Raw genomic sequence first — 23,168 nt, forward strand, 5'->3', positions numbered from 1 at the left:
ACCAAATCCGAAGGCCGATGAGGGGCTACGGGGTTCAGTAAGATACGGCGAAGCCAGCGCAATGTCATGCCCGGCCCGGGAAAATGCCCGGCTCCGGCGCTACTGTAGTGCTTAGGCTCCCAGCTCCAGAATGGTATCGAATTCTGCGGCCTTCAGCGGCATCACCGACAGGCGCGACTGGCGCAGCAGCCCAATCTGGCCGAGGCGCTCATCCTGCTTGATGCGAGCCAGCGAAACCGGCTGCGGCAATGCCTGCTGGGGCTTCAGGTGCACGGCCACCCAGCCGCTGTCGGCTTCGGCAGTAGCATCGGGGGCGGCCGGGGCGGCTACCTCGGCAATGCCTACCACCTGCTTTTCGCTTACGCTGTGGTAGTAGAGCACTAAGTCGCCGGGCTGCATTTGCTGCAGGAAGTTGCGGGCCTGGTAGTTGCGGACGCCGGTCCAGTCGGTGCCACCGTCGCGCAGGAAGTCGGCCCAGGAGTAGGCTTCAGGTTCGGATTTAACGAGCCAGTAATTCAATGAGAGAAGAAGTGAGTTGAGTGATGTGGAAGAGCGAATGAAGAAATAAGCGGGACTGCTCAGGCAAGCCATTCGCTCATTCCTGCCCTCATTTTTCTATGCGGCGCACTTTCAGCAGGTCGTTTTCCAGCGACACTATTTCGAGCTGATAGTCAGGGTCCTTCTTGTCGTCGAGGGAGATGCGCAGAGTGTGTTCGTTTTCGGCGGTCCAGGTGCCTTTGTGGCCCTCCAGGCCATCGGTGGGGGCAATATCGAACTGCGTGAAGATGCCATTATGCTCGAAGGCAAAGCCCGTACGGCCGCGTGAGGGCGGAAAAGCATACGTATTGGGGCGGTACACCTGCACGTCGCCCTGGTCTTCTTCGTGGGCGTGCAGCCACGTGCGCTCCAGCTGCTTGAGCTTGGCAGCGGCCTTGGTGCCGGGCCGGCAGGTGGCCGCCAGCAGCGCCACGCACAACACGGCCAAAACAGTGAACAGACGCATAGAGTACAAGGCTGAAAGGTGGAACAGGCAGCCGGCCGAAACGCCGGTGGCGGCCGGCAAAAGTAGCGCCGAAACCGGCGGTATCGTATACGCAGCCACTGCGGCCGGGAGTTTTGCGCCTTCAAGCTACAACTTTGCCCGTACCTTTACCTGTCATCCTAGTCACCCTCACGTTCTACCCCTGTGGACAACCGCGCGCTGATTCGTGCCTTCCGCCTGACGGCCCAGCTCATGGAGCTGCACGAAGAAAATCCGTTTAAAATCCGGGCATACGAAGGCACCGCCAACGCGCTGGAGCAGCTCAGCGTGCCCGTGGCCGATATTGAGCGGCACGGCCTGCCCGACCGCACCGGCCTAAGCAAAACCGCCGCCGCCAAAGTGGCCGAAATGCTCGATACCGGCTCGTTTGACGAGCTAACGCGCCTGCTGGCTGCCACGCCGCCCGGTGTGGTAGAACTGCTGAAGGTGAAAGGCATCGGGCCCAAGAAAATCCGTAGCCTGTGGAAGGAGTTGGGCATCGAAGGACCCGAACAGCTACGCGAAGCTGCCCAAAACGATGAGGTCAGCAAGCTCAAAGGCTTCGGCAAGAAAACCCAGGACGCCATTCTGGCGGCCCTCGAATTTACGGACCAGAGCCGGGGTAAGCTTCTGTATCCGCAGGCCGAGGAGCTGGCCACTGACCTGCTGGAGCGCCTGCAGGCGGCAGATGGCATAGAGCAGGCGGCCATGGCCGGTGAAGTGCGCCGCCGCCTCGAAACCGTGGAAAACGTGACGCTCGTGGCCGCTACAACTCAGCCGGCCGCCGTGCACGCATTACTTAATACTCTCGACGGCCTGACCGCCGACCCACGCCGCAGCGGCCCGTTTGCGTGGCGCGGTACGGCCACGGCATCGGGCGTGAAGGTGGAAGTGCTGCTGGTGGCGCCGCCCGATTTCGTGAACCAGTTGCTGCTGCACTCGGCCGCCGAAGAACATCTGGCAGGCGCGCTGACCGAGGAAAACCAGCCCGGCCAGCCAGCCACGCTGCGCCAGTGGCTGAAGCGGGAGCGGTTTGCCTCGGAGCAGGACCTGTACCAGCGCGCCGGCCTGCAGTACGTGGAGCCCGAACTGCGCGAAGGCTTCTGGGAGTTGCCGCTGGCCCGCGAAAACAAGCTGCCCCGCCTGCTCGAAGACGCCGACCTGCGCGGCTCGCTGCACAACCACAGCACCTACTCCGACGGCAGCCACAGCCTGCGCGAAATGGCCACGTTCCTGCGCGACAACGGCTACGAGTACCTCGGCATCTGCGACCATTCGCAGGCGGCGCACTACGCCAACGGCCTGCCGCCGGAGCGCGTGCGCCAGCAGCAGCGCGAAATCGACGAGCTGAACCAGGAACTGGCGCCGTTCCGCATTTTCAAGGGCATCGAGTCGGATATCCTCTCGGATGGGTCGCTGGACTACACGCCGGCGGTGCTCGAAACCTTCGATTTCATTGTGGCCTCGGTGCACTCCAACCTGAAAATGGACGAGCGCAAAGCCACCACGCGGGTGCTGCGGGCCATCGAAAACCCGTATACCACCATGCTGGGCCACCCCACGGGCCGGCTGCTGCTGCGCCGCGAAGGCTACCCCCTTGACCATAAAGCCATCATCGACGCCTGCGCCAAACACAACGTCATCATCGAAATCAACGCCAACCCCTGGCGCCTCGACCTGGACTGGCGCTGGGTGCACTACGCGCTGGAGCAGGGCGTGCAGCTCAGCATCAACCCCGATGCGCACCACACCAACGGCTACGCCGATATGCACTACGGCGTATTCATGGGGCGTAAAGGCGGCCTGACCCGCGAAATGACCTTCAACGCCAAAACCGCCGCTGAAGTGGCCGACTATTTTGCCCGGCGCAAAGCCAATATCAAGCCGCCGCTGGAGTTCCAGGATTCGCTGTTTGGGTAAGGAAGTGATGAGGAGATGAAGTAAGGAGTGATGAGGGTGGATAAAACATCACGACTTATTACCTCATCACCTTTCGCTTCATTACCTCATTACTTCCTTATGAAGATTCTGATTCTGCGCTTTTCCTCCATCGGTGATATTGTGCTGACGACGCCCGTGGTGCGGGCTGTGAAGCTGCAGGTGCCGGGCGCGGTAGTGCACTTTTGCACCAAGCCGGGCTACCGCGGCATCATGGCGGCCAACCCCTACGTCGATAAGGTGCATTGCCTCACCGGCTCGCTCCGGGAGCTGGTAACCGAGCTGAAAGCCGAGCAGTTCGACTTCGTCATAGACCTGCACCACAACCTGCGCACTACCTTGCTGAAGGCGCAGCTGGGCGTGAAGTCGGCCAGCTTTGATAAGCTGAACGGCCGCAAGTGGCTGCTCGTAAATCTGAAGATAAACACGCTGCCGCCCGTCCATATCGTAGACCGATACCTGGCCGCAGCGGCGCCGCTGGGTGTGAAAAACGACGGGCAGGGCTTGGATTACTTCATCCCGGCTCAGGATGAAATAGCCATTGAGGCTGCGCTGCCGGCCGAGTTTGAGCGGGGCTACGTGGCCTTCGCCATTGGGGCGCAGCACGCCACCAAGCGGCTGCCCGTGGAGCGCATCATTGAGCTGTGCGGCCTGCTGCGGCGGCCGGTAGTGCTGCTCGGCGGCCCCGAAGACGAAAGCACCGGCCACATCATCGAGTTGGCCTTCGATAAGGGGGCCGCTACTGCTCCACCCGCCGCGGGCCGCATCCCGGACAGTCCGTACTACTTCCCGGCTACTGCGCCCGGCAGTCAGGTCGGCACGGTCATTTACAACGCCTGCGGCAAGTTCAACCTCAACCAATCGGCCTCGTTGGTGCGGCAGGCCAGCCTGGTGGTGAGCCACGATACCGGCCTCATGCATATTGCAGCGGCCTTCCGGAAGGAAATCTTCAGCGTCTGGGGCAACACGGTGCCCGAATTCGGGATGTACCCCTACCGCACCGAGTTCCAGGTGCTGGAAGTGAAAGGCCTGCCGTGCCGGCCATGCTCCAAAATCGGCTACGCGAAGTGCCCGCAGGGCCATTTCAAATGCATGCACGACATCAAATTTGATTTGGATTTGCCACCCCCGCACGACGGCAAGTAGCCGCTGCGCGTAATCAGGCGTATAGCCTACTGTTGAGGTAGCGCAAAACGCAAAACCACCGATACGGTGGTCTTGGTGCCACAAGGCCGCTGCTCATACCCTGTGTTCCACCAATAACTCGATTTGAGCCATGCCCGAAGCTCCTGGTACCTCTGTAGTGGTGAAAGTAGGGCCGGAAGCCTTGCTTGCCGATGTGCAAGCCGGCCGCCACACCTGGCTCGTGGATGAGCCCGTGGCAGTAGGTGGCCAGGACCAGGGCCCCACGCCCTACGACCTGTTGCTGTCGGCGCTGGGAGCCTGCACGGCCATCACGCTGCGCCTCTACGCTACCCGCAAAAAGTGGCCCCTCGAAGGAATTGAAGTGCGCCTACGCCACCAGCGCGTGCATGAGCAGGACTGCGAAAAATGCGAGGAGCCCGGCCATATGCTGGAAGAAGTACAAAAAGAGCTGCACCTGCTGGGCCCGCTCACCGAAGAGCAGCGCCAGCGCCTCGAAGTCATTTCGCAGAAATGCCCCGTGCAGAAAACCCTCGCCGGCAGCCTGCGCATCGTCACGACGCTGGCTCCCGTTGATACGGGTTTCGTGTAGCCCAAGGCAGCCTAGAATTACTTCCTGCCACTAGTGTCAAACTGAAAACAGCCCGGCCGGCCCAACACGTAGTTGGACCGGCCCGGCTGTTTCGCGGAAGCTGAGAATTAGCCGATTTTGCTGAATCCGCAGTAGGAGTGCAGCACTTCCGGCAGGTGAATACCGTCTTCGTGCTGGTTGTTTTCGAGCAGCGCCGCCACGATGCGGGGCAGTGCCAGAGCCGAGCCATTGAGCGTGTGCAGCAGCTGCGGCTTGCCGATTTCGGGGCGGTAGCGCAGCTTCAGGCGGTTGGCCTGGTAGGTTTCGAAGTTGGAAGCCGAGCTTACTTCCAGCCAGCGCTGCTGGGCCGCGCTCCACACTTCCAGGTCGAAGGTGAGGGCCGAGGTGAAGCCCATGTCGCCGCCGCAGAGGCGCAGTACGCGGTAGGGGAGGCCCAGCTTCTGCAGCAGCCCTTCGATGTGTGCTACCATGCCTTCCAGCGCTTCGTAGCTGTTCTCGGGCTGCGTAATCTGCACGATTTCCACTTTATCGAACTGGTGCAGGCGGTTGAGGCCCCGCACGTGCGCCCCCCACGAGCCGGCTTCGCGGCGGAAGCAGGGCGTGTAGCCGGCATTGCGGATCGGCAGCCGGTCGGTGGGCACTATTTCGTCGCGGTAGAGGTTGGTGATGGGAACCTCGGCCGTCGGAATCAGATACAGGTCGTCGGCGGTGGCGTGGTACATCTGGCCCTCTTTGTCGGGCAGCTGGCCGGTGCCGTAGCCGCTGGCTTCGTTCACCAGAATCGGCGGCTGAATTTCGGTGTAGCCGGCGGCGCGGGCCTCATCCAGGAAAAAGTTGATGAGGGCGCGCTGCAGGCGGGCTCCCTGGCCTTTGTACACCGGAAAGCCAGCGCCCGTAATCTTGTTGCCCAGCGCGAAATCAATGATGTCGTACTGCTCAATCAGGTCCCAGTGGGGCTTGGCGCCGGCGGGCAGCTCCGGCTTCTGGCCCACTTCGCGCACCACCTCGTTGTCGTCGGCTGAAACACCGGCCGGCACGCTGCTGTGGGGCACGTTCGGGAGCTTGTAGAGGGTTTGCTGGAGCGCATACTCAATCTGCGTCAGCTCTTCGGCGTGCGACTTGGTATGTTGCTTGAGCTCGGCGGTGCGGGCTTTCAGCGCTTCGGCTTCGGTTTTGTTGCCGGCTTTCATCAGCCCCCCGATTTGCCGGGCCAGCTCGTTGGCTTCGGCCTGAGAAAGGTCGTGGGCGGTTTGCAGGTCTTTGCGGCGCTGGTCGAGGGCCAGTACGGCCTGCACATCGGCTTCGGCGGTTTTGTAATTTCTTTTGGCCAGGCCCGCCAGTACGGCCTCGGTTTGTTCTTTCAGGACGGAAACTTGCAGCATAACAGCAGAAAACGCGGAATGGAATACGGCAAAAGTAGAGTAATGATTTCGCAGATTCTACGCCCGGCTTATATTCACGCTATAATAGGTGCGGCAGCGGCCTCCAACCAAATCGGCTTGGCTGTCGTTTTTAAGTAGCTAGCTCCAACCACATTGTGCCATCTGCTGCGCGTAGAAAGGCAGTGGTTTCGAAACAAAATCTGTGAATTCCGTAGAATCTGCAAAATACCTGTTCTGGTTTGGCAGTTCGGCCGTATTACGCTAACATTGCGTTAGTAAGCCGGCTGCTGAGGCCGGGCCCGTCGATGATTTTCATGCGTCCGGCCCGCGGTTATTTTCCAGCACTCCCCGTCCATTACCACTCTTTTCGACTTCTCTGCCGTGCTGAATGCCGCGTCTGCGGCTCCCGGGCACTGCCGCATCTGTGGCAGTATGCCACTGTTGGTTGTGCTTCCTCCGCCTGATTTTTCCTCCCCTCATTGCCCTTATGTACACTATCGAAGAGTTAAAAGACCGTTTACTTTCTGATCTGAAAGAAATTGCGGAGGAACTCAACGTTGGCAACTTCAAGAAACTAAGCAAGCAGGATCTGATTTACAAGATTCTCGATCAGCAGGCTGTATTGCCTGCCGACAAGCTGCCCCTTAAAGTGAAACCAGCCGCCAAAGCGCGGCCGGAGCCGGCCTTCTCCGATGTAGCGGCCCCCGCTGCCCTTGCCGATGTTGCAGTGGCAGACGTTGCGGCGGCTCCGGCCCCGCGGCCTGCCTCCCGCACCCGTGCCCCCAAAGCTCCGGTGGCTAAAGCCGCGGCCCCTGAGGCGGCGGCTGTGGTAGCCGAACCCGTTGCCGCTGCCGAGCCCGTTGTAGCTGCTGAGGTGGCAACGCCCGAGCCGGCAGTAGCGGAGCGCCCTGTCAAGCCGTATCAGCGGCCGGAGCGCCGCCCCCGCGACGCTGCGGGCCGCAACAGCCGCGCGGCCGAAACCGAAGCCGCCCCCGAAACCACTGCCGCTCCCGATTCGTCGGGGCTGATAGAGCTGCGCCCGGTAGCTGCGCCAGCGGCCACCGAGCCGGCCGATGCGGCTGCTCCCGCTGCTATTGCCCCGACTGAGGGACAAACAGCGGCCGTAGCAACTCCTGAAGCGGCCCCGGCGCCTCGTATTTTCCGCCCTGAGCGCACTGAAGGTTTGGTACGGCCCCTGCGCGACCAGCCCCGCGAGCGGGAAAGCCGTTCGGAGCGGGATGGCCGGGAGCTGCGCAACGGCAGCAGCGACGTAGCCCGCCCTGCCGAGCAGCCCCGCGAGTTCCGGGCTGACCGGCCGGAGCGCGACCCCAACCGTCCGCTACGCGAGCAGCAGCCTCGCCTGGACCGCCCCGAGCGGGATGGCCAGCGCCCCGAGCGTACAGACCGCCCCGACCGGGAGCAGCGCCGCGAAGACCGGTATGCCGCCCGCGAGCAGCAGCGGCAGCAGCGCCAGGAAGGCGCCCAGCAGCAACAGGCACCGCAGCGCCCCCGCAACGATTTCGACATCGTTATTGCGGGCGAAGGCACGCTGGAGATGATGCCCGATGGCGGCTATGGCTTCCTGCGCAGCCCGTTCTACAACTACCTTTCCTCGCCCGACGACATTTATGTGGCGCCGCAGCAGGTGAAGCAATTCTCGCTGAAAGCCGGCGACACGGTGAAGTGCACCATCCGGCCGCCCCGCGAAGGTGAGAAGTACTTTGCCCTGGTTGGCGTGGATACCATCAACGGCCGGGCCGTGGAAGAAGCGCGGGACCGGGTGCCGTTCAGCAGCCTCACGCCGCTTTTTGCGGAAGAGCGCCTCAAGCTTTCCACCAAATCCAGCCAGTACAGCACCCGGATTCTGGACCTGTTTGCGCCTATCGGCAAAGGGCAGCGGGGCCTGATTGTGGCCCAGCCCAAAACCGGTAAAACGGTGCTGCTGCAGGAAATTGCCAACGCCATCAGCGAAAACCACCCCGAGGTGTACCTGATGATTCTGCTCATTGACGAGCGGCCGGAAGAAGTAACGGACATGGCCCGCTCGGTGAAAGCCGAGGTGCTCAGCTCCACCTTCGATGAAACTGCCGACCGCCACGTGAAGATTGCCAGCATTGCGCTGGATAAGGCCAAACGCCTCGTGGAGTGCGGCCACGACGTAGTGATTCTGCTCGACTCGATTACGCGTCTGGCGCGGGCTTACAACACGGTACAGCCGGCTTCCGGCAAGATCCTTTCGGGTGGTGTGGATGCCAACGCGCTGCACAAGCCCAAGCGCTTCTTCGGCGCGGCCCGCAACGTGGAAAACGGCGGCTCGCTCACCATCATTGCCACGGCCCTCATCGAAACCGGCTCCAAAATGGACGAGGTAATCTTCGAGGAATTCAAAGGCACCGGCAACATGGAGCTGCAGCTGGACCGCAAGCTGGCCAACAAGCGCATCTTCCCGGCCATTGACGTGCCGGCCTCCGGTACGCGCCGCGAAGACCTGCTCATGAGCAAGGAAGAGCTGAGCCGGATCTGGGTGCTGCGCAAATTCATGGCCGACATGACGCCTTCCGAGGCTATGGAGTTCCTCAAGGACCGCATGAAAGGCACCAAGGACAACAGCGAATTCCTGCTGGCCATGAACGGCTAACCGTCTCCGCCTGACAACTTAACGCTGTCATCCTGAGCACAGTGAAGGACTTTGTTACGCTAAAACGACCTGTTATTTCGACAATCGTTATAGGTAGTAAGGTCCTTCCCTGTGCTCAGGATGACAGTTTTTTGTTATCCATTTCAACAACTGATTAGATATGACGCCGCAAACTCACCCACACCCTCAGGACCGCCCCGAACTGCTCTACCTTTTTGATCCGCTGTGCGGCTGGTGCTACGGCATGAGTCCTGTGATTCAGCGCGTGCAGCAGGAGTTTGCGGGGCAGCTGGATGTATCGGTGCTGTGCGGCGGCATGGTGCTGGGCGAGCATATCGGCCCCATCGGCCACGACTGGGAGTTTATCAGCAACTCGCTGCAGCAGGTGGAGCGGGTTACGGGCGTGGAGTTTGGCGCGGCGTTTCGGGCGCTGGGCGAGGAGGGCAGCTACGTGCAGGACTCGGAGCCGCCTAGCTGGGCCATAAACGTATTTCGCCAGCTCAACCAGGCCAAAACGGCCAGCTTCGCCCACGACGTTCAGGTGGCTTATTTCCGCGACGGCGCCGACCTGAACGAGCCCAAAACCTACCTGCCACTGGCCACCGCATACGGCGTAGATGGAGCCGAATTTCTGCGGCGCCTCGCGTTGCCGGAAACCGCTCAGGCCACCCGCCAGGAGTTTGCGGCGGTAACTAAAATCGGCGTTCAGGGCTTTCCTACCAGCATTCTGCGGGTCGGGAGCCAGGGCTACGTGCTGGCTCGTGGCTATCAGCCATACGAAGCGTTTGCGGAGGGCCTGAGGCAGGCATTGGCGCAAGCGGAATAAGCAGCGCGAGACGACACATGCAACGGGGCGGCTTCTGTACAGGAAGCCGCCCCGTTGTGCTGTAGAGCTGTTTTGGTTAGCTGCCCAGGCCGGGTAGCTGTACTACTTGCTTGGTGCGGGGCGAGTACGCAATCCGGCGGCGGTCTTCCTTGCCCACAGTGTACACAAATCCCACTGCATCAGGGCGTTTTTGCAGGTCGTCCCAGGTGGCTTGGTCGGCGCCGCTGGCCTGGTAGGCTTCTTTGGCAGTCAGAGCGGGTTTGCGGAAGTTTCTTTCGGCGAAAAATTCGTCCATGCGGCGCCGGATGTAGGCTTCCCGCTCGGCGGGAGTAGCAGTAGGCATCTTCATCTCATACACCATGCTGGCTTCCAGATCAGCGGCAGACAGCATTTCGCGGAAAATAACCTGTCCGCTGGCATCGGTGATGGTGAAGGTGATTTCGCCGGTCAGTACGTCTTTGCCGCGCAGCGTGAGCTGAAATTCGTCGGGGGAGGCCGGCGCGGAAAACACGTGGCGTTGGCGCACAGTTTTGAGCGTATCGGACTGCGGAGTGGTGGCCCGGGCGCGGGACGTATCCATCGGCTCCAGACGCGTAACTGTGTCGGCGCCGGCCGTGGTGGAGGCCGCCGGCTGGCGCGTGTCGGGCGTGGAGCACGCCGCCAGCAGGCCAATCAAAGAAAGAAGCAGGGCAGAACGCATGGTAGTAAGGCAATGATGATTGGGCGACAATACGCGGTTTGGGCCGCTCATGTTGAGCTCCAGGCTTTCCGGTTGCCCGCAGGCTACCAGAGCAGCATCAGTAGAAAAGCCGCACTCATGCACACCGACGACACCTGATTCATGCGCATGGTGTGCTCGAAGTCGGCCGCCGCCGGATTGCGCCACACGGCCCAGGCCCAGCGGCCAAACAGAAAAACAACCGGGCCGGTAGCTGCCAGGAAAATCAGCAGGTGCCCGACTTCCCGCCGCAGCCACAGCGCATAAGCCAGCACGGCAGCCCCCGCGAGCAAACCCACCGCCGCAAACACAAACGTGCCCCGGATACCCAGCAGCAGGCTCAGCGTCCGGTCGCCGCGGCGGGCATCTTCCTGGTGTTGGTATACCTGCGTAAGCGGGTAGGAGCCGCACAGAAACAGGCTGCTCACGAGGGCCAGCAGCAGATTGGTGGGCTCCGTAATAGCACCCCACGACGCGCCGCTGCCGACCTGCGTCATCAGAAACGTGAAGGCGCCCTGAAAAACGACGACCACCAGCGTGCTCAGCAGCGGATACTTCTTGAGCCGGATACCCTCGTAGCTGTAGGCTTTCGACACCAGCAGGTACACGGCTACCAGCAGCCCAAACCACGGACTCAGCAGCGCGCCGCCCAACACGGCCAGCCCATCAAACAGATACACCAGATGCAGCAGCTCCGCCGACACTTTGGGCGGGTGCTTCAGGCCGCCGATGCTGCCTTCGTCCCGGTCGTAGTAGGAGTTGTAGCCGTTGGAAGCAGGGTAAGCCAGCAGATGCAGCACCACAAATACGCCCGCCGCCCGCCACGCGCTGAACGGCTCCCGCAGAGCACTCAGCCCGAACCAGAACACCGGCATCAGATACACGGAAAACGGGATGCGCAGCAACGGCAGCGCCTTGCGGTAAGCAGCCAAAGAAGAAGAGGACATAGAAGTATGCTTGTGTCGGGGCTGCCTGCAACGCGCAGCACTATTCGGGCAACGCGCCCTGCAAGCTAAAGCTTACGCGGTAGTATCCGGCACCCCAATGAGGTAGGTGACCTGCGGGCCCCACGTATGACGCACTTTGCCCGCCTGCCAGCGGAAGCGGCCTGTGGGGTCGGCGCGGCGGGCCAGGGCCAGCAGCTGCTCGGGCGGGTACATCCGCAGAATGGACACCGTGCCGTCCCAGATGGTGAAGAGCGGAATAAGCGGCAGCATGTAGGTGAGCAGCAGCCGGCTAAGCCGAAACGGCCGGATAAAGGGTGTGATGAGCAGCTGCGCCACGGGCAGCACGGTCCAGGCCAGCAGAATTTCCAGCCACGACTTGCCGGCGCCCTCAAATACCCCAATGCCCACTTGCTGCCGCACCGCATCGGCCAGCAATGCCTCGGCCTGCAGCGGCGGGAAGTGGTGAAACGCTGAGAATACCGTGCGGAACCCGGCCAGATGCGCTGGAACAGCCAGCGCATCTACAGCCGTGGGCTCGAAAAACAAACCCGGTGTGCGGGCGGCCAGCAGCTGCCAGGCCGCCGGCTGCGGATACAAATCGGTGAGCGTGACCTGGGCCTGCGGCAGGCCGGATTCGCGCAGGCTGCGCAACACGCCTTCAGTGCCGCCTCCGGCCCCGGCGCACAGCTCCAGCAGCAGCGGCGGCTGGCCGGTTTGCCGCAGGGCGTCGCGTAGCAGCGGCACGATGGGCTGATAGGTGTTCAGCGCCGAAATCATAAAGCGCAGGTAGTCCATCATGCCCGCCCGGACCACGGCGGGGAACCAGGGCAGGTCTTCGAACTCGAATAGCTGGAGGCGTAGTTTCACCCCCGAACATACGCAGAACCCGTCCGGGGCGGCTGTGCACTGTCGGCACGGCGAGGTTCAGGCGCCGGCAGTAGCTTGCCTCACCATTCCTACCTGGCTAAGGCCCAGCCGCCGCGCGGCGGCCACCGAGGCCACCAGCCACGGTAAACTCAGGCCGAAAAATAGTACCAGGCTGCCGTCGGTTCGCTGCATTATCGGGACATCAAACACGAAGGGAACGGCCAGGCCGGACTGCTGATACAGCTTCCACAGCCCCCAAAACAGGGCTACCACGCCCTCAAAAATCAGCGCCGTCCGGAGCAATAGTTCCGGGGCAGAGGTGGCCTCGCGGAATACCCGGTGCATCAGCGGCAGCCGAACCAGGTTGCCCAGCAAGGCCGGGACGCCGGCCAACACGAGCAAGAGTAGAAGAGTGAGAGGCAGCTCTCCGAAAGAATGGGAGAGAAAGTCGGGTTGGTAAAAGAACAGGCTAACCAGAAATATAGCTGCCAACAGCAGCATTCCCCACCACCACGAAAGCCAAAAGTGGCGCTTGGCCAGCGTCCAGGAATCCGGTTTCATAGAATTAATATAGAACAGAGCTTGCGTAGAAAAGAAACTTTACTGTGCTTTGCAATACAAAGTGCTTTTTAAAGATGATGAAGCCCGCCGTAGATCCGCTAGCCCAACTTACCGAGATTCGCGCCATTATGGAGCGCTCTTCCCGCTTTATTTCGCTTAGCGGCCTGAGTGGGGTAGGAGCGGGCGTAGTGGCCCTGGCCGGGGCAGGTGCCGGGCACTGGTTTCTGCGCCGCGAATATGGCAGCCAGGGCTTTCTACGGCTGCTGGAAAGCACCGAGCAGGAACGCACGTTGGTGCTGCCCTACCTCATGGCGCTGGCTGCCGGCATGATTGGGGCCGCGCTGGCGGTGGCCATTTTCTTCACGTTGCGCCGCGCCCGCCGAACGGGTACGGGGCTCTGGAACAGCCTGGGCCGCCGGCTGGCCTTGAGCCTGGCTATTCCACTGGTGGCGGGCGGCTTGTTTTGCCTGGCGTTGTTTGTGCGCGGAGCCGTGAGCCTGGTAATACCGGGGATGCTGCTGTTCTACGGCCTGGCACTGCTCAACGCCAGCAAGTACACCCTCGACGAAATCAGGTGGCTGGGACTCACGCAGATAGCACTGGGACTGGTGGCAGTGTTGCTGCCCGGGGCCGGATTGTTGTTCTTTGCACTCGGATTCGGACTGGGGCACATCGGCTACGGCTTGGTAATGTATAACCGTTACGAGCGTAAATAAAGCGTTGCCTGTAGCAGGCACGGACGAGAAATTGGGGCTCCGCCACCGCCTTCGTCAGCACCTGACCGCCAACCCGCAACAATCAGCAAATAAGCATCCTTGAAACACGTCATCCACACGCTTAATAAAGCTTTTGACCACCGCGTGCGGCTGGGCGTGATGGCCGTGCTTCTCGCGAATGAGCTGGTGAGCTTCAATGAGCTGAAAGAAGCCCTCGACCTCACCGACGGCAACCTGGCCAGCCATGTGGCGGCGCTGGAAAAAGCGGGCTACGTGCTGGTAACCAAGCAGTTTGTGGGCAAAAAGCCCAATACTACCTATGCGGCCTCCAAAGAAGGAAAAGCCGCCTTCCAAGACCATCTGACGGCTTTGGAAAAGCTCCTGCGCGGCAGTAGCTGATTTTTTTGTGCTTTAACTTTGAAATACAAAGTTCTTTTGAAAACGGGCTGTGTGTCAGCATAGCTCGAAACCTCATTCTCTCTAGCAGCCATGAATACTTCTGTTCCAGTTGCCGGCTCCCGATTTGCGCCCGACGCCACGGTGCCGGCCCCACGCCTCACGCTTACCACCCTGCAGAAAGTGGCGCTGCCGCTCGGCGCCGTGCTGTTCGACCTGCTGTTCTGGCACGAGCGAATGGCGCTGAATATGCTGCTTTACACGTTGCTAGTGGTAGGAGTGGTGATGGCCGGGCTGCCGCGCCACGCGCCGCAGTGGCGCTCCGGCTACTTTCGTCTGACGCTGGCCGGTACGCTGCTGAGCGCAATGGCAGTGGCCTGGTATGGCTCCGGAGCGGCCCAGTTGGCGTGTGTGGCGTCGTTGGCGGTGTGGCTTGGCTACGTAAACCAGCCGCATCTGAAACTGGTGGTGTATGCATTGGGTACCGCGCTAAGCAGTGCAACACAGGCCGTGCCCGGGCTGGTGCGCCTGCTGCGGCTGCCCGGCAACCTGGGCGGCCGCGCAAGCAGGTTCTGGTTTTATGGCCGGCTGCTGGGCGTGCCGCTGCTGGCACTGGGCGTGTTCCACGTCCTGTTCCTGATTGCCAATCCGCGCTATGAGGCGGCGGCCAGCGTGGTGCTGGACACCTTAGCCGAGTGGCTGGACGTGCTGTTTATGCAGTTTTCGGTGCCGCACCTGCTGTTTTTTCTGCTGGGCCTGGCCCTGACCGGGGCGGCGCTGGTACTGGTGCCGGTCCATTATTTCGCCGATAAGGAGTCGCGCTTTGCGGAGTTTATTCGGCGGCAGCGCGACCGGGTAGCGTCCTTCGCCGTGCGCCGCCCCGACTTCCGCGAACAGCGTTTCCGCGCTCTTGACCTGCGCAAGGAGTACCTGATGGCGCTCAGCATGCTGGTGCTGGTGAACGTGCTGCTGCTGGCCGTGAATGCCATTGACATCAACTGGCTGTGGTTTGGCTTCGAGCCGACGCCCGGCTTCGACCTCACCCAGTTTGTGCACGAAGGCACTTACGTGCTGATTCTGAGTATTCTGGTGGCCATGGGCATTGTGCTGTGGTTTTTCCGCCGCAACCTCAATTTCTACCAGGCGGGCCTGCCGGCGCTGCGGGCGTTGGCCACGGTCTGGGTGCTGCAGAATGCCGTGTTGGCCGTGTCGGTGGGGCTGCGCAACTACTACTATATTCTGCATACCGGGCTGGCCTACAAGCGCATCGGGGTGTATGGCTTTTTGCTGCTGACCTTCTTTGGCCTCGTGACCGTGCTGCTCAAGATCTGGCAGCGCCGCTCGGCCTATGCACTGGTGCGCCTGAACGCGCTGGCGGCTTATGCGCTGCTGCTGGGCTTTGCGGTGGGCAACTGGGAAATCTGGATTGCGCGCTACAACCTGCGGCCCGCGCTGCAAACCCTCGACTACGGTTTCCTGCTGGACATGCCCGACCGGGTACTGCCCGTGCTGGCCGCCCACCAGGATGTGCTGCCGCAGCGCCAGCTCGTGCATGAAGTGTACGATGGCACCTGGGCCAAGCTGGAACCCACCGAAGCGGCCCGGCGCCTGCGCCAGCGCCTGCAGGATTTCCGGGCCACGCAGCAGGCCCGCCACTGGCCCAGCTACACCTACGCCGACTGGCACGCTTATCAGGAACTCACGCACTAAGCCGGCCCCACTCTTTCCCTCACCTCACCGCTCGTCAGTCATGCTGCTTCAACTCTCTCTTACGCTCCTAGGGCTGCTCATCTGTGCCGGCGATGTGGCAGCACTGGCCGGTCTGCTGACCTGGCAGGAGCGCGCCGCCGACCCCGATTCGCGCCGGCAGCGCCTGCTGCGGGCCGTGCTGCCCGCTACCAGCGTGCTGCTGCTGGTGCTGCTGGGCATTGTTTTCTCGCTGATGATGCTGTGGTCGCCGCAGGGAGCGGAGGCTTTGGCCAGCCTCTAATTCTGCTGCTATATGAAAATCGTGCAGGATGAAGTGCTGAAATCCGGCTGGCAGCCCCGGCCGCATGCTGTGCCCTCGGCGGGCAAGGCGCTGAGCGTGCTGGTAGCCGTGTGTGCCGTGCTGTGGGTGTGGAATATGGACTGGTGGCCGCGCCCGCAATACCAGTTGGTGGCTGACATTATCTACAGCTATTGGATGTGCGCCTTGCTGGCAGCTGGCAGCAACTACATCGTATTTCGCTGGGCAACCTGGCCGCTCTGGAAGCGTCCGCACTCCGATAATGGCCGCACGCTGGTGCTACTGCTGTGCCTGGCCTTTCATGTGGCGTGGCTGCTGGTGATGGGGTGTATTGGGCTGCTGGCGCTGGCCTTCAGCAGTTCGCCTGCTGGCTCATTTGATAATCTCTAAACCGCGGCTGCATACTATTTCATCATGAAACAGCTTCAAGCTTTTGCCGCCGGTGCTCTGCGGCTGCTTCCTGTCTCGCTATGGTGGGTACTGGGTGGTCTGGTGGGCGCGGGGTTCAGTATTCAGCTGGAAAAAGAGCTTTTCCCGAATACCCCCGCCGCCGTGCAGGCAGCGCGGGTGCTGGCGGTCGGCTGTGCCTTGGCAATACCGCTGCTGGGAGTATGGTGGCTGTGGCGGATAGCGGCCAGTCTGGAGCATGCCGGCTGGCGCCTGCTATGGTATCTGGGGGCTGCCGGAGCCACTGGGTGTGTGCTGGTGGCCTTGGGCCTGGGCATTCTATTGTTTAGCTAGCTGCATAGTGCCAGAAGAGAGGCCGCTACGGCAGCAAAACTCAAAAGGTTGAGAAAGCAGGAAAAAAAGTGGCAATTCAGAGAAGCCTTCTACTAGCATTACCAGTCTAGAGAAGTATCCGACCTGTTAGATAAGACTACTTCACCTTTTGCCAGTGTAGTGTATGTTGCTTCAGTGCTTTCTTACGTTTGTGGTGCTTCTGATATGTGGCGGGGCCGTGGCGGCGCTGGCCACTGTAATAACCTGGCAGGAGCAGGCGCCCTCGGCAGCTATCCGGCGGCAGCGGCTGCTGGGTGTGGTGCCCATCAGCAGTTTCCTGCTGCTGATACTGCTGGGTGCTATTTTCTCCGTGATGCTGCTCTGGTCGGGCCGTGGTGCCGATTTGCTGGCGACGCTCTAAGCTCATCCGGCGGCCGACAATGGACTGCTCCCGGCAACTGCCGCACTGTTTCGCGCAGCACCTATCTGGTATATTTGTGGTTCCTTTGGCTGCTTCCCCGGAAGCCTGCCGAACAAACCACCCTGCATGTCCGCTCCGAAAGATCCGAAAACCCCCGCTACTCCCCGGCCGCGCCGGCCCTGGTCGAACCGCCTGGCGCGGGCAGCCTGGGCCGTTTTTGTGCTGGGCGTAGGTACTTTCCTGCTGTATCCCATCCTGGTCAGCATGAATTTCATGTTCCTCTTCGGCAAGTCGCCGAGCCTGGAGGAGCTGGAGGACCCCAAAGTAGAGCAGCCCTCGGAAATCTACACCGCCGACGGCGTACTTATCGGCAAGTATTTCCGCGAAAACCGGGTGCCGGTGCCGCTGAGCAAAATGTCGCCGCTGCTCATCAAGGCCCTGATTGCCACCGAAGACATCCGCTACTACGACCATTCCGGCATCGACCTGACAGCGCTGGCCCGCGCGGCTACCGGCGTGGTCACGGGCAACAAAAGCGGCGGCGGCTCCACCATCACGCAGCAGCTGGCCAAAAACCTCTACAACACGCGCCGCGGCGAAACCCGCGGCGGTCTGGGCTACATTCCGGTAGTCAGCACGCTGGTCAGCAAAACCAAGGAGTGGCTGACGGCCGTGGAGCTGGAGCGGCGCTACACCAAGGAAGAAATTCTGCGGATGTACTTCAACACCGTGGAATACGGCTCGAAGGCCTACGGCATCAAGGTGGCGGCCAAAACGTTCTACAGCACCTCGCCCGACAGCCTCACCGCCGACCAGGCTGCCATGCTGGTGGGCATGCTCAACAACCCTACTGCCTACAACCCGCGTTTCCATCCCGAAGCCGCTACGAAGCGCCGCAACCTGGTGCTCACGCGCATGGGCCAGGCCGGATTTCTCCCCAAAGCCGAAGTAGCCAGCCTGCAGCAGCAGCCCATTGCGCTGAAATACCAGGTCGAAAAGCATATCGACGGGCCGCCCACCTATTTCCGGGGCGCTGTTAGCCAGTTCGTGAATGCGTGGTGCGAGAAAAACGGCTTCGATATGTACCGCGACGGTCTGAAAATCTACACCACCATCGACTCGCGGATGCAGCAGTACGCCGAGGAATCGGTGCAGGACCGCATGAAGCGGCTGCAGCAGCAGTTCGACCGGTTCTGGAAAAACCGCGGCAAGAACCCGTGGATAGATGAGAACGGCAATGAAATTCCGAATTTCATTGAAACTCAGATGAAGCGTACCGAGCAGTACAAGGAACTGGCTGCTCGCTACAAAGGCCGCCCCGATCTGCTGGAAGTTGCCCTGAACACCAAGCGCCCCACCAAAGTCTTCACCTGGAAAGGCGACGGCGACACCACGCTACTGCTTTCCCCGCTCGACTCGCTGGCATACTACAAGCACTTCCTGCACGCCGGCATGATGACCATGGACCCGTTCACGGGCCACATCAAGGCGTGGGTGGGGGGCCTCAACTACCGGTTCTTCCAGTACGACCACGTGAAGCAGGGCCGCCGCCAGGCCGGTTCCACCTTCAAGCCCTTCGTCTACCTCACCGCCCTTGATAACGGCTACTCGCCCTGCGACCGAATCCGGGATGAGCGGGTGACCATCAAGTACGTGGAGAACGGCAAGAGCATGGAGTGGAAGCCCGACAACGTGACCCGCGAGTACACCGGCAGCAACATGACGCTGCGGCACGCTATGGCTCGCTCGGTCAACTCCGTAACGGCCCAGCTCACGGAGCGCGTCGGTTGGGAAAACGTGGCCAAATACGCCCACAAAGTTGGCATCAAGAGCCCGCTGCTCTCAGTGCCCAGCATTGGCCTGGGCTCGGGCGGCGACGTGAGCGTGTACGAAATGGTGAATGCCTACAGCACCTTCGTGAACCAGGGCTTCCAGTCGGAGCCGCTGATTGTGACACGCATCGAGGACCGCAACGGCAACGTCATCAAGCAGTTCGACCCCAAGCAGCGGCGCGCTATTCCCTCCGAAACAGCGTGGCTGATGCTGTACATGCTGAAAGGCGGCATGGAAGAGCCCGGCGGCACCTCACAGGCACTCTGGGACTACGAGCTGTGGAAGAACAACAACCAGATAGGCGGCAAAACCGGCACTACCTCCAACTATTCCGACGGCTGGTACATGGGCGTCACCAAGGACCTCGTGACCGGCGTGTGGGTAGGCGGTGAAGACCGGAGCATTCACTTTGAAGGCTCGCAGCAGGGCGAAGGCGGCCGTACGGCCCTGCCCATCTTCGGTAAGTTCATGGAGAAAGTCTACCAGGACCCCGACCTCGGCATCACCATGGGGCCTTTTCCGAAGTATCCCGGCAAGATTTCCCGCAAGTACATCTGCGTGACGGAAGCGCCCCGCCGCCGCGTAGAGCCGGTCGACTCGATTGTAGTGGATAACCTGCTGGAAAACCTCAACAGCGGTGCCGTAGCCGTGCCGGATAGCCTGTAAGGAATAGCTGGCAGAAACTACACTATGCCTCCCCGTAAAATGACTCCAGCGCGGATTTCAAGTGCGGGTACTCGAACGTGAAGCCCTGCCGGAGCACCTTTTCGGCGCTGACGCGCTGCGAGGCCAGCACAATCTCGCTCATCTCGCCCATCATCAGGTTCAGGGCAAACTCGGGCACTTTGGGCAGCACCAGCGGCCGGTGCAACACTTCGGCCAGGGTTTTAGTAAACTCCTGGTTCGTGACCGGGTGCGGGGCCACTGCGTTGTAGGTGCCCTGCCACTGCGGCTCTTCCAGCATCTGGATCAGTAGCCGGCACAGGTCGTCGAGGTGAATCCAGGACATGTACTGCTTGCCGGAGCCCAACGCAGCGCCGGCCATCATCTTGACGGTGCGGGCCAGCGGCACCAGGGCACCACCCTCCGGGCTGAGCACGATGCCAATGCGCAGAATAACCGTCCGGATGCCCAACTGATCCACCTCGTGCGCGGCCAGCTCCCACTGCCGCGACACATCGGCCAGAAAGTCGGCGGCCGGGGCGGGGGGCGTTTCCTCGTTCACCACCCGGTCGGCGCTGTCGCCATAAATCCCGATGGCGGACGCCGAAATAAACGTGCGAACGTGGTGGTTTGGCTTGGCCAGCTCCCGCGCCAGCAGCGTGGTGCCACCCAGGCGGCTGGTCATGATGTCGCGCTTGCGCTCATCCGTCCATTTGCCTTCCGACACGCTGGAGCCGGCCAGGTTGATGATGTAGTCGGCGTAGCGGACGGCGGCTTCATCAATCTGGCCGGCGCTTGGGTCCCAGCGGAAGCTGCGGTAGTGGCTGGCAGCCGGCTTTCGGCTGAGCAGGGCCACTTCGTAGCCGGCATCAATGAGCATTTCGGCGAGGCGCGTGCCAATCATGCCGGTACCACCGCTGATGAGGACTTTTCGGGACATTCGGAAAAAGCTGTTGGCTGTAGGGGCAGCCGGAGGGTAGCAGATAAACGATACGAGGCAGTACAGGGCAAACTATGCCGAAAGCTAACAGCTTACGCCTAATTGCAGGCCGTGTTACTTTCCCAGCAGCCGCAAAAACTCCGCCCGCAGCGTAGCATCGGTTTCAAAGGCGCCGCTGTACTCGGCCGTAATGGTCGAGCTGCTCGTGTCATTCACGCCCCGGCTCATCACGCACAGGTGGTCAGCCTCAATCAGCACCGCCACATTGTCGGTGTGCAGGCTCTGCTTGAGCTCCTCGGCAATCTGGCGGGTGAGGCGCTCCTGCACCTGCGGCCGGCGGGCATAATATTGCACCACTCGGTTGAGCTTGCTCAGGCCCACTACATTCTCGCCGGGCAGGTAGGCCACGTGCGCCTTGCCGATGATGGGCACAAAATGGTGCTCGCAGCACGAGAAGAGCGTGATGTCGCGCTCCAGCAGCATCTGCCCGTACTGATACCGGTTGCCAAAGAGCCGGACTTCGGGGCGGTTCTCGGGATGCAGGCCCCGGAACCACTCCTGCACGTACATTTTAGCCACCCGCCGGGGCGTGCCGGCCAGGCTGTCGTCCGTCAGGTCGAGGCCCAGCAGCTGCATGATTTCGCGGAAGTGCTCCGTGATACTCGCAATTTTGTCCTCCTCGCTCAGGGCAAAGGCATCCGGACGAAGCGGGGTGTGCAAATCGGTGGGCAAGTGCGCGTCCGTGGGGCGCAGGTTGCTGCCCGAGGTGGGCGCAGCATTATCCATGATATTCTACAAAGTTGCGCTCAGTCTCATAGAGTGTGACTGAGAGGGCCAGTTGCGCCGCCAGATGAGGGCGCAGCCGGTTCCAGATAACTACCGCAATATTCTCGGCGGTAGGATTGAGGTGACGAAATTCTTCGGTATCCAGATTCAGATTCCGATGGTCAAAGGTATCCAGAATCTCGCGTTTGATGAGGTCACTCAGCCGCTTCATGTCATAGACGTAGCCGGTCGCCGGATCCACCTCACCCGTCAGGCGTACCGTCAGCTCGTAGTTGTGGCCGTGGTAGTGCGGGTTGTTGCATTTGCCGAACACCCGCTGGTTCTGCTCCTCGCTCCAGGCAGGATTGTGCAGGCGGTGGGCGGCGTTGAAATGTTCTTTGCGGCAGACGGTTACGGGCATAGTTGAGGTCAACAGAGAGAGGTAAGGTTTGTTTTGCGTACGGAGAGAAGTACCAAAAGTGCGGTGGGCGCTACAAGGTCGAAAATGGCATTATTATAAGTTAAGCAATATGTAATATAATCTATTCAATAAAAGTAAAGTAAGGCTAAAAAAAAGGAGAACTGCCATAGGCAGATGATTGCAGGGTCGCTAAATTTGATGAGCCGGATTCAGAAAACCGGACTTAAGCAAGACTTCCCTTTCTTTTAATCACCTCATACACATGAAAAAAGGCGTACTCCTCTCTGTGCTGATGTTTGTGCTGACGGTAGCTGGCTACGCGCAGAAGTCACCCGTCGACGAAACGGAAATGGCCGTAAAGGGCATTCCCCGTAAAGGGCAGCGGGTAACTATCCAGTTGGACAGCAAACGGGTAGACGACTCCTGGAAAAAGCAACTCGACACTCAGTTCGGCAACAAAGTAAAGGCAGATAAGGGCATTTACTCGATGGATGGCGTTGTTATCGAAGACATTTCTAAAACGCCAATCCGGGTTATCAGCAAGATTGATGCAACGCCCACCGGCACGTCGGTGTGGTGGTCTATTGACCTGGGCAATGCTTACCTGAGCAAGGATGCTACGCCGGTTCAGTGGAAATCGGCGGAGAAATACCTGAAGGACTTCGCCCGCCTGCTGTACCGCGAAGACCTTGCCGTGCAGGTGTCGGAGGCAGAACGTTCCTTGGTAGCGTCGCAGAACAACCACATGGCGGTGATCCAGAAGTCGGACGCCATCAAAAAGGATATCGAGAAGAACAAGGCTAAAAAGGCTGAAATTCAGCAGCAGCTGGCACAAAACGCCGCTGAACTGCTGCAGTACAACAACCTCGTTGACCTGAACCTGAAAGAGCAGGAAGCTGCCCGCGCCGACATTGTGAACATGCGCGTGGCACTGGAAGCCGTGAAGGAGCGTATGAACAAGATTGAGTAGTTCGCTACCGACTACCCTGCATTCCATAAAAATACCCTGCCGCAGCCCGGCAGGGTATTTTTATGCGGTATGCAGGCACCTTGCTGCCCGTTTACTGCAGAGCTGCCCGGACCTGCTGTTCGGCGGCCTTTTCGTTTTTCCAGCTGACAATACGCAGTTCGCCGCGCCGGCCCTGATGCAGATACCATTGCCGCACTACCTCACGCGCACCGGGATATTTGCTGATAAAGCTTTGCCAGGAATCTACTTCGGGCAGAATCTGCTGGCTGGGGCGGGCCGGCACAGCCAGCACCACGGAGCGCAGCGTGCCATTATCGTCGAGGGTGAGCAGGCCGATAGGCAGCACTTCCAGTATGGTGCCGGTCGGCTGCGTTTCGGCCAGCACCAGCGCGGCCAGCGGTGCTGAGCCTGCCACGCCTGCGGCCGTGCCCGGAATAAAGCCGGCATTGCCCGGGCACGGCAAAAACTCCACCACGTGGTCGAGGCCAGCCCGGCGCTCCGGCACAAACTCGCCGGTGGCGGCATCGTAGCGCTTGGCGTGGTTGGTGCCGGCTGGCATTTCTACCACCACCTGCAGCAGCTTGCGTTCTTCGGAGAAGGTTGCCAGCTTCTTATAGTCCGGGCCGCAGGCGGCCAGCAAGCCGCTCAGTACCATTAGCAGCGTACGGTTAGAAAAGCGCAT

The 23,168-nt window shown here is 60.9% G+C and carries 25 protein-coding genes; 14 read left to right on the forward strand and 11 right to left on the reverse strand.

Annotation, left to right across the window (positions count from 1 at the left end):
* Positions 1-111 precede the first annotated feature (111 nt).
* Positions 112-519: an EVE domain-containing protein gene (locus tag BUE15_RS05645; RefSeq protein ID WP_073282005.1), complete on the reverse strand. Its 408-nt coding sequence runs from the start codon at positions 517-519 to the stop codon at positions 112-114.
* 88 nt (positions 520-607) lie between these two features.
* Complete coding sequence (locus BUE15_RS05650) at positions 608-1,003, reverse strand: hypothetical protein (protein ID WP_073282270.1); 396 nt, start codon at positions 1,001-1,003, stop codon at positions 608-610.
* Between the two features lie 183 nt (positions 1,004-1,186).
* On the opposite strand from BUE15_RS05650, the gene polX reads away from it, so the two are divergent.
* The 3 genes from polX (at position 1,187) to BUE15_RS05665 (ending at position 4,694) form a co-directional block, all read left to right on the forward strand.
* Positions 1,187-2,941 (forward strand): DNA polymerase/3'-5' exonuclease PolX, encoded by a 1,755-nt coding sequence (gene polX / locus BUE15_RS05655; protein ID WP_073282007.1) that lies wholly within the window; start codon positions 1,187-1,189, stop codon positions 2,939-2,941.
* 99 nt (positions 2,942-3,040) lie between these two features.
* Positions 3,041-4,105, forward strand: coding sequence for a glycosyltransferase family 9 protein (locus tag BUE15_RS05660; RefSeq protein WP_073282009.1), 1,065 nt, complete (start codon positions 3,041-3,043; stop codon positions 4,103-4,105).
* Between the two features lie 130 nt (positions 4,106-4,235).
* Entirely contained in the window at positions 4,236-4,694 is a 459-nt protein-coding gene (locus BUE15_RS05665) for an OsmC family protein (protein ID WP_073282011.1), read from the forward strand.
* Positions 4,695-4,801: 107 nt separating this feature from the next.
* On the opposite strand, the gene serS is transcribed toward BUE15_RS05665, so the two are convergent.
* Entirely contained in the window at positions 4,802-6,076 is a 1,275-nt protein-coding gene (serS, locus tag BUE15_RS05670; protein WP_073282013.1) for a serine--tRNA ligase, read from the reverse strand.
* Between the two features lie 487 nt (positions 6,077-6,563).
* On the opposite strand from serS, the gene rho reads away from it, so the two are divergent.
* Positions 6,564-8,714 carry a transcription termination factor Rho gene (rho, locus tag BUE15_RS05675; protein ID WP_073282015.1) on the forward strand — a complete coding sequence of 717 codons (2,151 nt, stop codon included), beginning with the start codon at positions 6,564-6,566 and terminating at the stop codon, positions 8,712-8,714.
* A gap of 160 nt (positions 8,715-8,874) precedes the next feature.
* Positions 8,875-9,540 (forward strand): DsbA family protein, encoded by a 666-nt coding sequence (locus tag BUE15_RS05680; protein WP_073282017.1) that lies wholly within the window; start codon positions 8,875-8,877, stop codon positions 9,538-9,540.
* 76 nt (positions 9,541-9,616) lie between these two features.
* On the opposite strand, the gene BUE15_RS05685 is transcribed toward BUE15_RS05680, so the two are convergent.
* The 4 genes from BUE15_RS05685 to BUE15_RS05700 all read right to left on the reverse strand — a co-directional run bounded on the left by BUE15_RS05685 (position 9,617) and on the right by BUE15_RS05700 (position 12,633).
* On the reverse strand, positions 9,617-10,240 hold the full coding sequence (locus BUE15_RS05685; protein WP_139252146.1) for a hypothetical protein: 624 nt from the start codon (positions 10,238-10,240) through the stop codon (positions 9,617-9,619).
* Between the two features lie 83 nt (positions 10,241-10,323).
* Positions 10,324-11,205, reverse strand: coding sequence for a UbiA family prenyltransferase (locus BUE15_RS05690; protein ID WP_073282020.1), 882 nt, complete (start codon positions 11,203-11,205; stop codon positions 10,324-10,326).
* A gap of 72 nt (positions 11,206-11,277) precedes the next feature.
* A complete protein-coding gene (locus tag BUE15_RS05695; RefSeq protein WP_073282022.1) occupies positions 11,278-12,072 on the reverse strand; it encodes a class I SAM-dependent methyltransferase in 795 nt (264 codons plus the stop codon).
* A 57-nt stretch (positions 12,073-12,129) separates the two neighbouring features.
* Positions 12,130-12,633 (reverse strand): hypothetical protein, encoded by a 504-nt coding sequence (locus tag BUE15_RS05700; protein WP_073282024.1) that lies wholly within the window; start codon positions 12,631-12,633, stop codon positions 12,130-12,132.
* Positions 12,634-12,707: 74 nt separating this feature from the next.
* Between BUE15_RS05700 and BUE15_RS05705 the strand changes: the two genes are divergently transcribed.
* The 8 genes from BUE15_RS05705 to BUE15_RS05740 all read left to right on the forward strand — a co-directional run bounded on the left by BUE15_RS05705 (position 12,708) and on the right by BUE15_RS05740 (position 19,393).
* Positions 12,708-13,349, forward strand: a complete 642-nt coding sequence (locus BUE15_RS05705; RefSeq protein ID WP_244535888.1) for a hypothetical protein — start codon at positions 12,708-12,710, stop codon at positions 13,347-13,349.
* 99 nt (positions 13,350-13,448) lie between these two features.
* Positions 13,449-13,748 carry a winged helix-turn-helix domain-containing protein gene (locus tag BUE15_RS05710; protein ID WP_073282026.1) on the forward strand — a complete coding sequence of 100 codons (300 nt, stop codon included), beginning with the start codon at positions 13,449-13,451 and terminating at the stop codon, positions 13,746-13,748.
* A gap of 90 nt (positions 13,749-13,838) precedes the next feature.
* Positions 13,839-15,455, forward strand: coding sequence for a DUF4153 domain-containing protein (locus tag BUE15_RS05715; RefSeq protein ID WP_073282028.1), 1,617 nt, complete (start codon positions 13,839-13,841; stop codon positions 15,453-15,455).
* Between the two features lie 40 nt (positions 15,456-15,495).
* The gene (locus tag BUE15_RS05720) at positions 15,496-15,735 is read left to right on the forward strand and encodes a hypothetical protein (RefSeq protein ID WP_073282030.1); all 240 of its coding nucleotides are present in this window, start codon (positions 15,496-15,498) and stop codon (positions 15,733-15,735) included.
* A 12-nt stretch (positions 15,736-15,747) separates the two neighbouring features.
* A complete protein-coding gene (locus tag BUE15_RS05725; RefSeq protein ID WP_073282032.1) occupies positions 15,748-16,143 on the forward strand; it encodes a hypothetical protein in 396 nt (131 codons plus the stop codon).
* 24 nt (positions 16,144-16,167) lie between these two features.
* Positions 16,168-16,494 (forward strand): hypothetical protein, encoded by a 327-nt coding sequence (locus BUE15_RS05730; protein WP_073282034.1) that lies wholly within the window; start codon positions 16,168-16,170, stop codon positions 16,492-16,494.
* 163 nt (positions 16,495-16,657) lie between these two features.
* Positions 16,658-16,894, forward strand: coding sequence for a hypothetical protein (locus BUE15_RS05735; protein ID WP_073282036.1), 237 nt, complete (start codon positions 16,658-16,660; stop codon positions 16,892-16,894).
* 126 nt (positions 16,895-17,020) lie between these two features.
* A complete protein-coding gene (locus BUE15_RS05740) occupies positions 17,021-19,393 on the forward strand; it encodes a transglycosylase domain-containing protein (RefSeq protein ID WP_244535889.1) in 2,373 nt (790 codons plus the stop codon).
* Between the two features lie 22 nt (positions 19,394-19,415).
* On the opposite strand, the gene BUE15_RS05745 is transcribed toward BUE15_RS05740, so the two are convergent.
* The 3 genes from BUE15_RS05745 to BUE15_RS05755 all read right to left on the reverse strand — a co-directional run bounded on the left by BUE15_RS05745 (position 19,416) and on the right by BUE15_RS05755 (position 21,516).
* Positions 19,416-20,330, reverse strand: a complete 915-nt coding sequence (locus BUE15_RS05745) for a TIGR01777 family oxidoreductase (RefSeq protein WP_073282038.1) — start codon at positions 20,328-20,330, stop codon at positions 19,416-19,418.
* A gap of 114 nt (positions 20,331-20,444) precedes the next feature.
* A complete protein-coding gene (gene folE, locus BUE15_RS05750) occupies positions 20,445-21,116 on the reverse strand; it encodes a GTP cyclohydrolase I FolE (RefSeq protein ID WP_073282040.1) in 672 nt (223 codons plus the stop codon).
* On the reverse strand, positions 21,109-21,516 hold the full coding sequence (locus tag BUE15_RS05755; protein ID WP_073282042.1) for a 6-pyruvoyl trahydropterin synthase family protein: 408 nt from the start codon (positions 21,514-21,516) through the stop codon (positions 21,109-21,111). Before BUE15_RS05755 ends, folE begins: the two co-directional genes overlap by 8 nt.
* A gap of 262 nt (positions 21,517-21,778) precedes the next feature.
* Between BUE15_RS05755 and BUE15_RS05760 the strand changes: the two genes are divergently transcribed.
* Positions 21,779-22,486, forward strand: a complete 708-nt coding sequence (locus BUE15_RS05760; RefSeq protein ID WP_073282044.1) for a hypothetical protein — start codon at positions 21,779-21,781, stop codon at positions 22,484-22,486.
* 91 nt (positions 22,487-22,577) lie between these two features.
* Here BUE15_RS05760 and BUE15_RS05765 read toward each other — a convergent pair whose 3' ends face one another.
* Positions 22,578-23,168: an inorganic diphosphatase gene (locus tag BUE15_RS05765; RefSeq protein WP_073282046.1), complete on the reverse strand. Its 591-nt coding sequence runs from the start codon at positions 23,166-23,168 to the stop codon at positions 22,578-22,580.

This window comes from Hymenobacter psychrotolerans DSM 18569 (assembly GCF_900142395.1).
Taxonomy (GTDB): domain Bacteria; phylum Bacteroidota; class Bacteroidia; order Cytophagales; family Hymenobacteraceae; genus Hymenobacter; species Hymenobacter psychrotolerans.

Excerpts from the sequence above, each read along its gene's own strand:
- BUE15_RS05650 (WP_073282270.1), bottom strand. The coding sequence starts at position 1,003 with ATGCGTCTGTTCACTGTTTTGGCCGTGTTGTGCGTGGCGCTGCTGGCG.
- BUE15_RS05660 (WP_073282009.1), top strand. The coding sequence starts at position 3,041 with ATGAAGATTCTGATTCTGCGCTTTTCCTCCATCGGTGATATTGTGCTG.
- BUE15_RS05665 (WP_073282011.1), top strand. The coding sequence starts at position 4,236 with ATGCCCGAAGCTCCTGGTACCTCTGTAGTGGTGAAAGTAGGGCCGGAA.
- serS (WP_073282013.1), bottom strand. The coding sequence starts at position 6,076 with ATGCTGCAAGTTTCCGTCCTGAAAGAACAAACCGAGGCCGTACTGGCG.
- rho (WP_073282015.1), top strand. The coding sequence starts at position 6,564 with ATGTACACTATCGAAGAGTTAAAAGACCGTTTACTTTCTGATCTGAAA.
- BUE15_RS05680 (WP_073282017.1), top strand. The coding sequence starts at position 8,875 with ATGACGCCGCAAACTCACCCACACCCTCAGGACCGCCCCGAACTGCTC.
- BUE15_RS05685 (WP_139252146.1), bottom strand. The coding sequence starts at position 10,240 with ATGCGTTCTGCCCTGCTTCTTTCTTTGATTGGCCTGCTGGCGGCGTGC.
- BUE15_RS05690 (WP_073282020.1), bottom strand. The coding sequence starts at position 11,205 with ATGTCCTCTTCTTCTTTGGCTGCTTACCGCAAGGCGCTGCCGTTGCTG.
- BUE15_RS05700 (WP_073282024.1), bottom strand. The coding sequence starts at position 12,633 with ATGAAACCGGATTCCTGGACGCTGGCCAAGCGCCACTTTTGGCTTTCG.
- BUE15_RS05705 (WP_244535888.1), top strand. The coding sequence starts at position 12,708 with ATGATGAAGCCCGCCGTAGATCCGCTAGCCCAACTTACCGAGATTCGC.
- BUE15_RS05715 (WP_073282028.1), top strand. The coding sequence starts at position 13,839 with ATGAATACTTCTGTTCCAGTTGCCGGCTCCCGATTTGCGCCCGACGCC.
- BUE15_RS05720 (WP_073282030.1), top strand. The coding sequence starts at position 15,496 with ATGCTGCTTCAACTCTCTCTTACGCTCCTAGGGCTGCTCATCTGTGCC.
- BUE15_RS05725 (WP_073282032.1), top strand. The coding sequence starts at position 15,748 with ATGAAAATCGTGCAGGATGAAGTGCTGAAATCCGGCTGGCAGCCCCGG.
- BUE15_RS05730 (WP_073282034.1), top strand. The coding sequence starts at position 16,168 with ATGAAACAGCTTCAAGCTTTTGCCGCCGGTGCTCTGCGGCTGCTTCCT.
- BUE15_RS05735 (WP_073282036.1), top strand. The coding sequence starts at position 16,658 with ATGTTGCTTCAGTGCTTTCTTACGTTTGTGGTGCTTCTGATATGTGGC.
- BUE15_RS05740 (WP_244535889.1), top strand. The coding sequence starts at position 17,021 with ATGTCCGCTCCGAAAGATCCGAAAACCCCCGCTACTCCCCGGCCGCGC.
- BUE15_RS05745 (WP_073282038.1), bottom strand. The coding sequence starts at position 20,330 with ATGTCCCGAAAAGTCCTCATCAGCGGTGGTACCGGCATGATTGGCACG.
- folE (WP_073282040.1), bottom strand. The coding sequence starts at position 21,116 with ATGGATAATGCTGCGCCCACCTCGGGCAGCAACCTGCGCCCCACGGAC.
- BUE15_RS05755 (WP_073282042.1), bottom strand. The coding sequence starts at position 21,516 with ATGCCCGTAACCGTCTGCCGCAAAGAACATTTCAACGCCGCCCACCGC.
- BUE15_RS05760 (WP_073282044.1), top strand. The coding sequence starts at position 21,779 with ATGAAAAAAGGCGTACTCCTCTCTGTGCTGATGTTTGTGCTGACGGTA.
- BUE15_RS05765 (WP_073282046.1), bottom strand. The coding sequence starts at position 23,168 with ATGCGCTTTTCTAACCGTACGCTGCTAATGGTACTGAGCGGCTTGCTG.